Source organism: Runella aurantiaca, from assembly GCF_003339505.1.
Taxonomy (GTDB): Bacteria; Bacteroidota; Bacteroidia; order Cytophagales; family Spirosomataceae; genus Runella; species Runella aurantiaca.
The window spans coordinates 103048-117567 of sequence record NZ_QPIW01000011.1 but is presented as its reverse complement, the minus strand read 5'-3'; the positions used below and the strand labels follow the sequence as shown (position 1 = coordinate 117567).

13 protein-coding genes are annotated in these 14520 nt (G+C 45.7%); 9 read left to right on the top strand and 4 right to left on the bottom strand.

All coding sequences use genetic code 11. The annotated features are described in order from the left end of the window. Window positions 1-7 precede the first annotated feature (7 nt). On the bottom strand, window positions 8-472 hold the full coding sequence (locus tag DVG78_RS15000) for a (2Fe-2S)-binding protein (RefSeq protein ID WP_114070295.1): 465 nt from the start codon (window positions 470-472) through the stop codon (window positions 8-10). A 231-nt stretch (window positions 473-703) separates the two neighbouring features. On the opposite strand from DVG78_RS15000, the gene DVG78_RS14995 reads away from it, so the two are divergent. From DVG78_RS14995 to DVG78_RS14965, 7 genes are all read left to right on the top strand, one after another. Beyond that, entirely contained in the window at window positions 704-1657 is a 954-nt protein-coding gene (locus tag DVG78_RS14995) for an Rpn family recombination-promoting nuclease/putative transposase (RefSeq protein ID WP_114461879.1), read from the top strand. Window positions 1658-1814: 157 nt separating this feature from the next. Then, complete coding sequence (locus DVG78_RS14990) at window positions 1815-3062, top strand: efflux RND transporter periplasmic adaptor subunit (protein WP_114461878.1); 1248 nt, start codon at window positions 1815-1817, stop codon at window positions 3060-3062. A gap of 345 nt (window positions 3063-3407) precedes the next feature. Next, window positions 3408-4814: a TolC family protein gene (locus DVG78_RS14985; protein ID WP_229598235.1), complete on the top strand. Its 1407-nt coding sequence runs from the start codon at window positions 3408-3410 to the stop codon at window positions 4812-4814. 3 nt (window positions 4815-4817) lie between these two features. Further along, a complete protein-coding gene (locus DVG78_RS14980) occupies window positions 4818-5483 on the top strand; it encodes an ABC transporter ATP-binding protein (protein ID WP_114461877.1) in 666 nt (221 codons plus the stop codon). Between the two features lie 2 nt (window positions 5484-5485). Further along, window positions 5486-6736, top strand: a complete 1251-nt coding sequence (locus DVG78_RS14975) for an ABC transporter permease (protein WP_114461876.1) — start codon at window positions 5486-5488, stop codon at window positions 6734-6736. A 6-nt stretch (window positions 6737-6742) separates the two neighbouring features. Next, window positions 6743-7918 (top strand): ABC transporter permease, encoded by a 1176-nt coding sequence (locus DVG78_RS14970; RefSeq protein ID WP_114461875.1) that lies wholly within the window; start codon window positions 6743-6745, stop codon window positions 7916-7918. 2 nt (window positions 7919-7920) lie between these two features. After that, entirely contained in the window at window positions 7921-9342 is a 1422-nt protein-coding gene (locus tag DVG78_RS14965; RefSeq protein ID WP_114461874.1) for a sigma-54-dependent transcriptional regulator, read from the top strand. Between the two features lie 9 nt (window positions 9343-9351). Here the strand turns inward: DVG78_RS14965 and DVG78_RS14960 are convergent, their stop codons facing one another. After that, window positions 9352-10035, bottom strand: coding sequence for a 2'-5' RNA ligase family protein (locus DVG78_RS14960; protein ID WP_114461873.1), 684 nt, complete (start codon window positions 10033-10035; stop codon window positions 9352-9354). Between the two features lie 32 nt (window positions 10036-10067). On the opposite strand from DVG78_RS14960, the gene DVG78_RS14955 reads away from it, so the two are divergent. Then, window positions 10068-11351 carry a sensor histidine kinase gene (locus DVG78_RS14955; protein WP_114461872.1) on the top strand — a complete coding sequence of 428 codons (1284 nt, stop codon included), beginning with the start codon at window positions 10068-10070 and terminating at the stop codon, window positions 11349-11351. Window positions 11352-11363: 12 nt separating this feature from the next. Here DVG78_RS14955 and DVG78_RS14950 read toward each other — a convergent pair whose 3' ends face one another. Both DVG78_RS14950 and DVG78_RS14945 read right to left on the bottom strand, forming a co-directional pair. Then, entirely contained in the window at window positions 11364-12416 is a 1053-nt protein-coding gene (locus tag DVG78_RS14950; RefSeq protein ID WP_114461871.1) for an SO2930 family diheme c-type cytochrome, read from the bottom strand. Window positions 12417-12478: 62 nt separating this feature from the next. Further along, the gene (locus tag DVG78_RS14945) at window positions 12479-13573 is read right to left on the bottom strand and encodes an AI-2E family transporter (RefSeq protein ID WP_114461870.1); all 1095 of its coding nucleotides are present in this window, start codon (window positions 13571-13573) and stop codon (window positions 12479-12481) included. 81 nt (window positions 13574-13654) lie between these two features. Here DVG78_RS14945 and DVG78_RS14940 point away from each other — a divergent pair, with 81 nt between their 5' ends. Continuing rightward, complete coding sequence (locus DVG78_RS14940; RefSeq protein WP_114461869.1) at window positions 13655-14506, top strand: YjiK family protein; 852 nt, start codon at window positions 13655-13657, stop codon at window positions 14504-14506. Window positions 14507-14520 lie beyond the last annotated feature (14 nt).

The following is a 14520-nucleotide window of genomic DNA, read 5'->3' as shown; positions in this document are numbered from 1 at the left end:
AAAGGAATTATTTTTTCATTTTGGCGGCTGCCAACTTCACCGCATCGTGAATCCGGTGGTACGTGCCACAACGGCAGATGTTACCCACCATTGCTTCCTCAATTTCTTTGTCGGAAGGGTTGGCATTTTTGGCGAGCAATGCCGATGCCGTCATCATTTGGCCTGCCTGACAGTAGCCGCACTGCGGTACGTCTACTTCATCCCATGCTTCCTGCACTGGGTGGGTTCCGGTTTCAGATAGTCCCTCTACCGTCGTAATGGTCGCATTAGATACGTTGGATACAGGCACCACGCATGAGCGGGTAGCCTCGCCGTTTACGTGTACGGTACAGGCACCGCACATCGCCATTCCGCAGCCGTATTTGGTGCCTACTAAATCGAGGTGGTCGCGCAATACCCAGAGCAGAGGCGTATTGGCATCAACGTCGGCTTTGTACGTTTTTCCGTTGATTTTCAGGTTAAATAATGCCATGTTTGAAAAGGTTAAATTTGGGTATATAACATAAAATTGAATATAAAAGTTAGGTTTTGCAAACCTTTAACCGCCCCCTTATCGACGAACGGCCTTTCGATGACGACGAAACTGTAATGGAATTGCCTATTGAGTAAATATAGGCACATTTGGAGGATTGTTACTTACTAAGAATTTTAAAAGTGGCATTTACTTAAAAATCGTAAATTTGTTTCAAAACTTCATAACCACGTGAGTATTAAAGAGAAATATGTTAATCCCTTTACGGATTTTGGCTTTAAAAAATTGTTTGGCACAGAGCTCAACAAAGACTTATTGATTGATTTTTTAAATCAGGTAGTGCTTCCCAACCGTCATAAGATTGCGGAATTGTCTTACGCAAAGAATGAACAAATCGGGAACACGGAAATAGATCGAAAGGCCATTTTTGATTTGTATTGTGTAGGTACGAACGGAGAGCGTTTCATTGTAGAAATGCAAAAGGCCAAGCAAAACTACTTTAAAGACCGGAGCATTTTTTATTCTTCTTTTCCCATACAGGAACAGGCAAAGCGGGGTGATTGGGATTTTAAATTGTCGGAAATATACACCGTTGGCATTCTTGATTTTGTATTTACGGAAGATAGCAATGAAAAAGAAGTACGTCATGAAGTGCAATTGAAGGACCAAAACTGCCGGGTATTCTATGATAAATTGACTTTTATCTATTTAGAAATGCCTCATTTTACAAAAACAGAGGAAGAGCTAGAAACCACCTATGACAAATGGCTGTATGTTTTGAAACATCTCCCTTATTTAGACAATCGTCCGAAAGCATTGCAGGAGAAGATTTTTACTCGATTGTTTGAGGCCGCCGAAATCGCAAAATTCACTCCTGACGAACGGGATAGCTATGAAGCCAGCCTCAAATATTACAGAGATTTGAAAAATGTCATTGATACGGCCATTGCAGAGGGTGAGTTAAGGGGAGAGTTAAAGGGAAAAACGGAAGGTCGAATGATAGGGCTTATTGAAGGGAAGAAAAAAGGATTAATAGAAGGCAAGATTGAAGGCAAAATTGAAGGCAAAATAGAAGGCAAGATTGAGATAGCTCGTAATGCTATTGCCGAAAATATCCCTATGGATATTATTATTCGCCTGACTGGGCTAACCGTCGAAGAACTGGAAAAGTTGAAAAACGAATAAAATAACCTTTTTTATCCTTTCCCAATTTCAAACAAAGTGTTCGATACCGAACACTTTTTGTTTTTTGTAAATACAATAAATTTCTGATAATCAATTGGTTGATTGGTGGCACGCCTTTGGATGTCATTTTATATATACAGCCAATTTATTTTCAAAAATGGACAGAGATATTCCCGAAGAAAACCAAAAAGAACAATCCCGCCGCCGTTGGCTTTGGATTGGCGTATTTGCCCTTGTTGTAGCGGGGGCCGTGTGGGGCTTACGCACCTCCCTGAGCAATTCTGTAAACAAAATTGACCTTCGACTCGCAACCGCCGAAATCGGAAATGTTGAGAATACGCTTACTGCTTCGGGCGAGATTCAACCTGATTTTGAAGCCGTGATTACAAGCCCGATTACGGCGGTTATCCAACAAATCTATCTTGATGCGGGGGCTTCTGTCAAGAACGGCGATAAGATTCTGGAGTTGGATAAGGAGTTCACGCAGTTGAATTTTGAAAAAATGAAAGACGAGCTTGAACTCAAACGCAATGGTATCGTCAAACTGCGTTGGGAGTTGGAGAAAAGCTTTTATGATTTAAAAATTAACGATTCTATTAAGGTTCTAGAAATCAATAGCTTACGTGCCGATATTGAAAATGTCAAACGATTGTTTAAAGCAGGTGGCGGCACGCGCGAAAGTATCGACCAAGCCGAGCAAAATCTTCGTATTGCACAACTTGAAAAGCGACAGCTTGAAAACGATATTCGCATCAAACAACAAACGATGCAGGCCGACATTCGCGAGTCTGAAATTGGCGCGCAAATCAAAGAAAAAGACCTTCAAGAACTCCAACGCAAACTCCAGCAAGCCAACATCATTGCCAACCGCGCTGGGGTGCTTACCTACGTCAATAAAAATATCGGCTCAAAGGTCGCAGAAGGTGAAGTGTTGGCTCGGTTGGCGGACTTGGGTGGGTTTAAGGTAATCGGCTCTATATCTGACAATTATGCTGACCTCATTCGGGTTGGAATGCCTGTGGTGGTACGCATCAACGATACGCAGTTGCGCGGTACACTCACTAATATCCTACCTTCGGTTCAGAACAATATCGTCAATTTTGACGTGCAACTTGATGATAAAGCCAACAAACTGCTGCGCCCGAAGATGAAAGTAGAAGTGTATCCTGTGACAGATGCCCATAACCAAGTGGTACGAGTGGCCAACGGCGCAGGCTTTACGGGTACACCTGTGCAAGATGTTTTTGTTCTTCGTCCCGACGGAAAAGCGGAGCGCAGAACCGTAAAAATTGGGTTGGCTAATTTTGACTTTGTTGAAGTCAAAGAGGGCATTCGCGCTGGAGAACGCGTAATCATTTCGGATATGAGCAAGTATAAGAATGTCAAGGAATTGGAGATAAAATAACGTAGGGGAAGGGCTTGCCTCTGTCCCAATTGCCTTTGTCTCAATTGCCGCTGCCCGCATTTTCTCTGCCCTGCCGAGGGAATCCAAAAATTCAAAGTGAAATGATTTAGAATACTTACAGCCATGAGTAAAATCAATTTATACAAATTCAACCTTAAAAATTGCGCACGCACCATGAGAAACTTAGCCTTTCGGTGCGGGCAGCGGCAAGCAAGACAGCTGCATACAGGGAAGCCGCAAACATGGCAGAGGCACACAGGACTGGGTCAAAAGGGTCAAATAGGACAGGTTCAAATAGGGCAGAGGCAAGCCCTGCCCCTACGATTTTTTGCTTTTTGCCTGTTTTTGTCAATATCGGTACATGCCCAAACGACCCAGCTAACGCTTTCAGAAGTGGTGGAAATGGCCAAAAATCAATCTATTTCGGCCCGACAAGCGTCTACTACCAAAGAAACAAAGTATTGGGAATACCGCACTTTTTTATCAAACTACAAGCCACAATTAACGTTAAGCGGGAATCTGCCCGCGTTTAGCCGGTCGTTTATTGAGGTACGTCAGCCCGACGGGACGATTCAGTTTCAGCCCATTCGGAACAATAACTCTTCGTTGAATCTTTCGCTCAGTCAGAGCATCGCCGCCACGGGTGGAAGTATTTATGCCACCTCACAATTGCAGCGATTTGATGATTTTGACCGAAAAAATACCCTCTACAACGGTACTCCCTTCGCCGTTGGGTATTTGCAGCCGTTGTTGCGTTTCAATTCATTTAAGTGGGATAAGAAAATCGAACCACTTAAATTCAACGAAAGTCAACAAACTTACATCGAATCGCTGGAGCAGATTGCGTTGCGGGCCAGTGGGTTATTCTTTGATTTGCTGTTGGCGCAGGTCAATTTGCAGATTGCCGAAACCAATTTGACCAATACTCAAAACATTCTCAAAGTGGCCAATGAAAAGTATGAATTGGGTAAGAACACGCGCAACGAAATACTGCAATTACAACTCGAATTGCTCAAAGCGCGAAAGGCGGTGGGTGTCTCAAAACGTGACTTGGAAGTGGCTTCTTTGAACTTGAAAGCGTACATAGGACTACAGGCAGAAGGGAAAATAGAGTTGCAAACGCCCGCCCAACCCGCCGCGCTGACGCTTTCGTCCGAGAGGGCCATTGAGCAAGCGTTTGCTAACCGTTCCGATGCGATTGCGTTTGGCCGAAGAACACTGGAAGCCGAACGGGCGGTGGCAAAAGCCAAAGGCGATAATGGCCTCAATGCCACCCTCACCGCTACCTTGGGTTTTTCAAACCGTGGCATTACGGTACCCGAATTGTACCGTAAACCCCAAGACCAACAAACGGTAGAATTACAATTAGACATTCCGATTTTGGACTGGGGGCGGTCTAAATCCCGCACCAAAACAGCTGAGGCCCAGCGCCAACTAACTCAGTACACAGTTGAGCAGGACAAACAGAATTTTCAACAGGAAATTTATACCCAAGTCACACTGTTTGAAATGCTCCGCGACCAACTTTCACTCACCGTTCAGGCCGATAGCATTGCGTCTGAAAAGTACCGAATTGCCCAAGATCGGTACGTGTTGGGTAATTTGAGTATCACCGATTTAAGTATTTCGTTTACCGAAAAAGACCAAGCCAAACGCGATTATATTTATGCCCTACGCGACTATTGGGGGGCTTACTACAAGCTGCGGCAATTGACATTGTATGATTTTGAAACAGAAAGCAAATTGAAATAAACCATGATACATTTAAAAAACATCGAAAAGGTCTATCGGACAGCCACGGTAGAAACAGTTGCGCTCAACAACATCAATTTGAGCGTTGAAAAAGGAGAATTTGTTTCCATTATGGGCCCTTCGGGTTGCGGAAAAAGCACGTTGCTCAACATCATTGGGCTATTGGATGAGCCGTCGAAAGGCAAAGTGGAAATTGGTGGAAAACACACCAATGGCTTGCCCGACAGTCAGTTGGCGCAATTTCGCAACCAAACATTGGGCTTTATTTTTCAGAGTTTTCACCTGATTAATGATTTACCAGTATTGGATAACGTAGAGTTGCCACTTTTGTACCGCAAAGTATCAAGTAGCGAGCGCCGCCGCTTGGCGAGCGAAGCGCTCGAAAAAGTAGGACTCAGCAACCGAATGAAGCATTATCCCAATCAACTTTCAGGGGGACAAAAACAGCGGGTGGCCATTGCGCGGGCCATTGTGGGGCAGCCGCAGATTATTTTGGCCGATGAGCCTACTGGCAATTTGGACAGCAACATGGGCAACGAAATCATGGACATCTTGACTACACTCAATCAACGCGACAAAGCCACCATCATCATGGTGACCCACGATGAAAACATGGCCAAACGTACGCATCGCTTAATCAGATTATTTGACGGTTCACAAGTTTCCTAATCATGCTGCTCAACTACCTCAAAATCACCCTTGCCGTGCTGCAACGTCGAAAGTTTTTCACGTTTATCAGCTTGTTCGGCATCAGTTTGACGCTCACTATTTTGGTGGTGGCTACGGCCTTTATTGACCACTTGATTGCGGCTGGCTACCCCGAAATCAACCGCGACCGCTCTTTGTACATCTGGAATCTAAAGCAGAAAGATACCAAAAACCAAGGCCAAAGCTCGGGTCCCATCAGCTTTTCGTTTATCAATACTTACGTCCGGTCGCTCAAAACACCCGCTAAGATTGCGGCGGTTTCGATGCCAAGTACCATCAATATTTACCTCAATAACCATAAGATGAATGTCCGCTATCGGTATACCGACAGTAACTTTTGGGAGGTTACTTCCTTTGATTTTTTAGAAGGGAAAAATTACACCGAACAAAACATCGCCAACAACGATTATGTAGTGGTTATCAACGATTACGTCCGCGACGAATACGTGGGTAAAGGCCAGCCAGCGGTGGGAAAAATGATTGAAATCGACAACGTCAATTACCGCATTATCGGGGTAGTGCGCGGCTGCCCGATTACCCGGATTCACGTTTCATCGGATTTGTATTTTCCGTACAATACCTCCAAAGCTGATTTAAAAAAGGTGGAATTAAGGGGCAACTTTGCCGCAATAATCCTCCCCAATACCCCTTCGGATATTCCTAAAATACAGACCGAATTTGACGTTGTAGCTTCAAAAATCAAATTAACCGACATGGGTGATAAGTGGTTTAGGCCCGATAAACTGTATGTTTCTGCCGATTCTTATATTACCAGTTTTACCCGTCAGTTTAAGGGCGATGGCGAAAACGACGGTGTGGGGTATTTTTTTACCATTATGCTCGGAATCGCCTTGTTATTCATGTCTTTGCCAGCCATCAACTTGGTCAATATCAACATGAGTCGTATCATGGAGCGGGCTTCGGAGATTGGCATTCGAAAGGCTTTCGGCGCCTCGTCCAAAACCTTGGTGATGCAGTTTGTGATTGAGAATATTATTCTGACGCTCATTGGGGGAGTGATTGCGGTTTTTCTGTCGCTTGGCGTTATTTACTATCTGAACAACAGCAACTTAATCGCCTACATTGATTTGAGTTTCAACTGGAAAGTTTTCTCGATTGCGATTTTTGTCAGTTTGCTGTTTGGGCTTTTATCGGGGGTTTACCCTGCCTGGCGGATGTCAAAATTACAAGTTGTGGAAGCCCTTAAAAATTAAAAAGCCATGTTAAAACACTTATTTAAACTCATCTGGAAACGGAAAAAGATGAACTCTTTGATGATGTTCGAGATATTCTTTTCCTTTCTTATTTTGTTTGCGGTCTGGACACTCGGTATCTATAACTACCGAAACTACGCCCAGCCTTCAGGCCTCGAAACCGACAATGTTTGGGTTGCTTTTTTTAACTTTAATGCCCCCAATGACACAATCCAAGCCGAATACAAAGAGTTGGTTAGGCAGCAATTGACACGCTATCGGGCGGTGCATAGCTTTGCTTTTACAAGCTCTAACGCTCCGTTTACCTTCAGTTCTATGAACAACAATGTGGAGTATAACAAAAAGAGCACGATGAGCGAAATTATGAGAGTTGAGCCTGATTTTCCGAAGGCGATGAGCATGAAGATTTCCGAAGGACGTTGGTTTAATGAGACAGATAAAGCGGGCAATTATCGTCCTATCGTCATTACGCGTCACTTGAAGGAAGAACTGTTTGGCAATGAAAGTGCGATAGGGAAAACGTTGGGCAACGGTGAGGGGGCAGGCGCAAACGACCCGAAAATGAAAGTGGTCGGTGTGGTGGATTATTTTAAACACAAAGATGACTTTCAGAAGCTTTCCAGCTGCATTTTTCAGCCCTCTGAGCGATGGGATGATACAATGGTGATGAAGGTACAAGCAGGTAGTGGGGCGGAACTGGAAGCCCAAATCTCGAAGGAAGTGGCACGCTTGGGCAAAGATTGGTCAATCGAAATTCAGCAGATGAACAATATGAAATCCAACCGCAACAACCTTGTGCTAGTGCCCGTTCTGATTTTATTGATTGTGTGCAATTTCTTGGTCTTCAACGTTGCTTTAGGACTGTTTGGGGTATTATTCCAAACCATCAGCCGCCGCAAGCAAGAAATCGGTGTGCGCCGTGCCATGGGAGCTACGCAGGGAGCTATCTTGTGGCATTTTATTGGCGAAACCGCCGTTATTGCTACTTTTGGGCTTATTTTAGGCGTCTTTTTTGCGGTTCAATTTCCCTTGCTGAATGTGTTTGATGTAGAGGCAGGGGTATATTTATTAGGAATTTTAATGGCCGTCATTTCGGTTTATGTGTTAGTCAGCATTTGCGCTTTTTATCCGAGTCGTCAGGCTTCTGTGATGCAGCCAGCGACCGTTTTGCACGAAGAATAAGTATGATTTTAATTGTTGATGATGATATTGCCGTTCGGACTTCTCTTTCGCTGTTGATGCGCAAAGAGAAGTTTGACGTTGCAACGGCCGAAACGCCCGAAGAAGCCCTCACCCATTTGACTGAGAATGTGATTGAATTGGTGTTACTCGACATGAATTTTTCTAACGACACCTCTGGAAATGATGGATTGAATCTACTCGCTCAAATCAGACAACAAGATGCACATGTACCCGTGATTCTCATTACGGGTTGGGCCACGATTGATTTGGCCGTCAAAGGGATGAAAATCGGGGCGGCGGATTTTATCAGTAAACCGTGGCAAAATGCGCATTTGATGCAGTCGGTCCGGACCGCGTTGGCGTTGCGTGAGGCAAATGAACAAACTCCGAAAGAAGTAAATCCTGCGCAACGCAGTGCTCCTTCGTCGGTCAGTCGTCGTCAATTGGACCGGCAATATGATTTTGGGCAAATCATCGGGCAGTCGGAATCCATGTTACAAATATTGGGCACCATCGGTCGGATAGCTGCGACGGATGCCTCTGTACTAATTATGGGCGAGAGTGGCACGGGAAAAGAACTCATTGCCGAAGCCATCCACCAAAACAGCCAACGCGCCAAGCGCCCCTTTGTCAAGGTGAATTTGGGCGGGATTTCAACCAGTTTGTTTGAGTCTGAGATGTTTGGGCACATTCGCGGGGCGTTTACCGACGCGCGCTACGACCGCACGGGTCGCTTTGAACTGGCCAATCGCGGTACCATTTTTTTGGATGAAATCGGCGAACTGGATTTGAGCAGTCAGGTGAAATTGCTGCGTGTATTGCAAGACCGAACCTTCGAAATATTGGGCAGTAGCAAGACCAAAACGCTGGACGTTCGCGTGGTGTGCGCTACCAATCGAAATCTGGAAGAAATGGTGGCGAAAGGCACGTTTCGGGAGGACTTGCTGTACCGTATCAACCTCATTACAATTCAGTTGCCTTCTTTGCGCCAGCGTCCCGATGACATTTCGCTGTTGGTCGATTTCTTTGTCAACAACCTACGCAGTATATACGGCCGTCCGCACTTAGAAGTAAGCCGCGACGCGCTGAAATGGCTTAAACAACTCAACTTGCCGGGCAATATTCGCCAACTCAAAAACCTGGTCGAACGGACGATTTTGGTCAGCAATAACGATATACTGGAAGTGGCCGATTTTGAGCAAAATTATCAGCCGCAATCTCGACCCTCCGACTTCATATCTACGAAATCCCCCCTTCCTGATGTAGGCAGCATGACGCTCGAAGAAATGGAAATCCAGATGATTCGACGCGCGATGGAATTTCACCGGGGCAAAGTGGCCCGCGTAGCCAAAGCCCTGGGCCTGACGCGCTCGGCGTTGTACCGGCGGTTGGAAAAGTACAGCATTCCGTTTGATGAGGAATAGCTCGTTCGGTCATTTTAAAGGATACTTCGTAATCACACCCGCAATCCCCGTTTTTTGATACCAATCATTAAAAACGAGTTCTAATTCATTGACATCAAACGTCCCGAAATCTACTTCTCGATAGGTTTTTACTTTTTGGAGAAAGGCACCGGGATGCATAAAGGGTTTTCTGAAACGAACCACCGTCGAATGGGCCGTCTGAATGGCGTAGCGTTTATCGATGGAATGTTGCAGCCCAGCGTTCTGAAAGCGTTGACGCAGGCCGTTGCGTATTTTTTTCAATACATTGTCCAACGGAAAACCTTGGATAAGTAAACAACTCGGCGAAGCTGTAATTCCCCTAAACTGTATTTTAAACGACTTTTGGGCGTCTATCACTTCCTGCACCAATGCTGCGTACTGGGCCGTATCAATGAGGGAAAGGCTAAAGTTTTCGTAACAAGAAATAATTGATAAAACGGTCAGATGAATATCCGTGATTGGATAGTAATATTGCTCAGGTTCTGACGCTTTGAGGTCACTGAGCATGGTTTCAATGGCCGTTCTGACGTTTAGCGGTGGGCGGGCCAATAATGTAATACCCCGGCGGGAGTCCACGTGCGCGTCAATCATGGGGTCATATTCAAAGTGCCCTGACTCAAACTGCTGAACCGAACGTGTCCATAACTGATGATAATGTTGTTCTAAATCCATTGAGTTTTGTGTTGTAACGCATGGCTAAATATATGAAACTAAGCACCAAATTCATTTCTTTCATCGTCATTATTCACTTGGTGGCGGTAGGATTGTCGTTGTATATTTTCAAAAAAGAACCACTTTTTTTCATCGCATCCGAGGTGTTTATTATGCTTTCGCTGTTCATCGCTTGGCAATTGTACAACGAAATGATTCAGCCGCTCAATCTGCTCATGACGGGCGTAGAAGCCATCAAAGACCGTGATTTTAACGTTAAATTTCTTAAAACGGGAAAGTACGAAATGGACCGGCTCATTGAAATTTACAATCAGATGATTGACCAGTTGCGTACCGAGCGCACCCGGCAAGAAGAACAGCATTTTTTTCTTGAAAAACTGATTCACACCTCACCAACGGGCATTTTGATGATGGATTTTGACGAAAATATCACCGCCATCAACCCTAAAGCGCAGGCCATGCTGAGCATTCAGGCCGACGCCGTGCTGCACCGCGCGCTGTCGTCGATTCAGCATCCTGTTTTGCAGGCCTTGAGTCACTTAAAAACGGGGGAGTCACGGACGATAAATTTCAACGGGTTAGAGACTTATAAATGCCAAAAGGCGCATTTTATGGATCGGGGTTTTCCTCGTTATTTTATCATGCTCGAAGAACTGACGACCGAAATTCTGGCGGCCGAAAAGAACGCCTACGGCAAAGTGATTCGGATGATGGCTCATGAAGTCAACAACTCGGTCGGGGCCGTAAATTCGATTTTGGATACGACCATTTCGTTGGAACAAAACCAACCCGACGTAACGGAAGCCCTGCAAGTAGCCCGCGACCGTAACGAAAACCTCAATCAATTTATGCGACGTTTTGCCGACGTGGTGCGCTTGCCCATTCCGCACAAAGAGCCACTGAACATCAGCGCTTTAGTAATGAAAACGGCGAGCCTAATGTCGTCGGTGGCCAAACGCCAACAGATTCGTTTTGAATTTAATTTTAGTGACGATGATGTGACGATTGCGGCCGACGTATCACAGATGGAACAAGTACTCATCAATGTCATCAAAAATGCCATTGAGTCCATTGAAAATGATGGGACCATTATGTTTGAAACAACTCATCAGCCGCTTCAGTTACTGATTATTGATACGGGAAAAGGTATCCAGAAAGGTATTGAAGAGCAGTTGTTTAGCCCTTTTTTCTCCACCAAACGCAACGGGCAGGGGGTCGGTCTCACGCTTATTCGGGAGATTCTGGTCAATCACGGGTTCGGACTTTCGCTCCACACCGAGCAGGAAGGAAAGACGGTGTTTCGGGTGCGGTTTTGAGGCGGGGAAACCTCACTTCAAAGACCTAATCCACTCCCTCACCAGCGCTACGCCTTCGGTGTGCGTGGTTTTGCGGCCCAGTTCGGGCATCATTTCGCCAGGGTCGGTGGATTCCATTCGGTACAGTAAAATGGATTTTTCGGGTTGACCAGGTACGATGCTGTATTGTCGCCCGCCAGAGCCTCTTCCTGCGGCTACAGGCGCTTTCATTATGCCCAATTTTGTCAAATCGGTTTCGTCGTGGTTCAGCATTAAGCCCGAGGTTTTGGCGGGGCCTTCGTTGCGGTGGCAGTGCGCACAGTTAATGTCCAGCCATGCCCGGGCCCGCGCCTCTAAGGAGCCGCTGGCGGGGTCATTCCAGACGGGTGCTTTGGGGACATCGGTAAGGGCGGGAAGTTCCGTCAAAAGCCCTATTTTTTGCCAATGAACCAATTGGTTTTCTTTTTCGCCATATTCAAAATCACCATTCAATTGCCTGACCGACGGCCCGATAGGCTGCATTTTTTCATTTTGATTATGGCAACCTTTGCACTGATTTAGGTTGGGCATTGCGTACTGAATCGTGCGTTTTTTGCCATCAGAATGAATCCAACTTACCTCTTTGGTTTCTCCGGCTACTTCGAGGTAAGCGTCGGTTTGGTTGTCATTCCAGATATATTCCAGCGCTTTCCAGCCCGATTCTTCGTGAATCAGCAGACGTGTTTCCATGATGCGCCGTCCTGCGGTGGGATTGCGAAAATCGTTGGGATAATAAAAGGTCTTGATGATGGTGGTTCCGACAGGAAAGCTAAGTACACGGTCAGCATTATAGGCTACAGTTGTACCAGCAGGAAGTTTTACGAATCGCAATTTTTCGGCATAGTCAGAAAACAGCGGCGTATTAAGTTGGTAAGGCACAACCCCTTCGGCGGGAAGCTGGTCGGCGATTTTACCCTGAAAAAATCCGTATTCCGAAAGATTTTCTTTCGGGGCAAAAGAGGTATTGTCCGCCGAGAGGGTTGTTTTTCGAAATGAAAAAGTAAAGGCAATGGATATAATAAAAAAGGCAAACGAAAACAGTTTCATTGTTAAATAACGAATTTTGAATGATGCTGAACTCTTACATCCTACCTCTGACTTCTCACCACTTATTCCTCAAGCATCGAAGGTGGAATCGGGAGTTTGAGGGGCTTTCCCTCTTCCGCTTCTCCTAGCAAATATCCGAAAGGTTTGAGGGCATCGACGGAATCAAATATCACTTTCAAAATGGCGGTCATCGGCAGGGCCAATATTAAGCCAGAGACTCCCCATAATTGTCCACCCAAAATCAACACAATCATGGCCGCTAAGGGGTTGACACTCACCTTAGAGCCCACAATATAAGGCGTTATAAAATTGCCTTCCAAAATCTGGATTACCCCAAAAACACCCAAAACGCCCAACGCATACATGGGAGAATCGAGCGCCACCAATGCCATCAGCGCGGGAAGCAACGAGCCTATCATTAACCCAATGTAAGGAATCAGTAATAAGCAAGAGGCGAAGAAACCAAAGAAAATTGCATGTGGTACGCCCAGCAGCAACAACCCTGCCGAGTTCATGACGCCTACAATCAAAATCACCGAAACCAAGCCGACCAAGTAGCCTTGTACGACCTCGTAAATTCGCCGAATGGCCTGATCGACGCGGCGTTTGTGGCGACCGTTGAAGGCCTTGTAGAAAAACCGTCGAAAAAAATCACGGTACAACAGGAAAAAAAAGACAAATAAGGGCACCAACGCCGCTGATGCAAGCGTGCCAGTGGTGGTAGCCACGGCACCCGTGAGGATAGAGGCGCTGTTTTTGAGGGCTTCGGTGAGGTACTTACGGCCTTCGGTGAGTTGCTTGCGGCGGCTCATGCCAAAGTTGTCGGACAAGAAATCTTGTCCTTGGTCAATCCAGAAATTGGCTTTTTTCTCCAAGCGAGGTAATTCTTCGCCAAAACTGATGATTTGAACGGAAGCAACGTATATTAAGCCAACCAAAACCGCAAAAAACAAGATTAAACTAACGGAAATCGCCGCAATACGCGGAATACGCCAGCGTTCCAGTAAGGCACAAATAGGGTACAACAACACCGCAAAAAGGACCGAGAACGTAAGGGGAACCAAAGTTTCGCGGAGTACGTAAAGAATGTAAACGATGATAACGCCCGAGAGCAACCACCCAGCGAGGCGTACAGAAAACGGAAACGACTTTTGCATGTTTAAGAAAGAGTGAAAGCCAAATAGCACGAAAATTTAGGAATAAACTGGACGAAACAACCAAAAAATCTCATTTTTATTATGCATAAACTGATTTGGTGGGCTTTTACGCTGCGAGTGGCTTTGTGTGACTGTCATAATGAAAAAAAAAATGTTGGATTTGTTAACGGAAAGAGCGTTTACGAAATGGTCAAAATCGGCCAGCTCCCTCCCGAACTTGGGGAAACGTCAGGCTTGGCGTTGGGCCGAGAAGCTCGGACCTTTTGGACCCACAACGACGGTGATAATCCTGCCGAACTCTACGAAGTGAACGACGAAGGGAAGGTGAAAACGGTGTTGAAATTGCCTCAATTTAAGAATATCGACTGGGAAGATTTGGCACAAGATACCAAAGGGAATCTCTACATCGCAGATTTGGGCAATAATGCCAACCAGCGCAAAGACCTAGTTATCCACAAAATTAACCCCAATGAGTTGAATAAGTATGAGGCCATCCGCGTGGCGTATGCCGACCAAAAAGCATTTCCGCCGCCTTCGGCTGAGCAAAATTTTGATTGTGAGGCTACCGTTTGGCACCAAAATAAACTGTATTTATTCTCTAAAAACCGCAGTACGACTAACCGCAACGTAAGAATGTACGCCGTGCCCGATAGCGCTGGCACGTACACGGTTGCACCCATCGACAGCGTGTACAGCAAAGCCATGGTGACGGCGGCTGATGTAAGTCCCGACGGAAAAACGCTGGTGCTGCTGACCTACGGAAAACTCTTGTTTTTTGACGTGAGCCAAGGCATGAATTTCCGGAAGCCATTGTACTGCTTAAAGTTTGCCCAAGGACAAACCGAGGCCATTGTTTTTATTAACAACGAAGACTTTATCCTGACCAATGAGCAGAAGGGGGAGATGTTTTTGGGGAGTAAAAAAAGGCTTTGAAACGCATTTCGCAG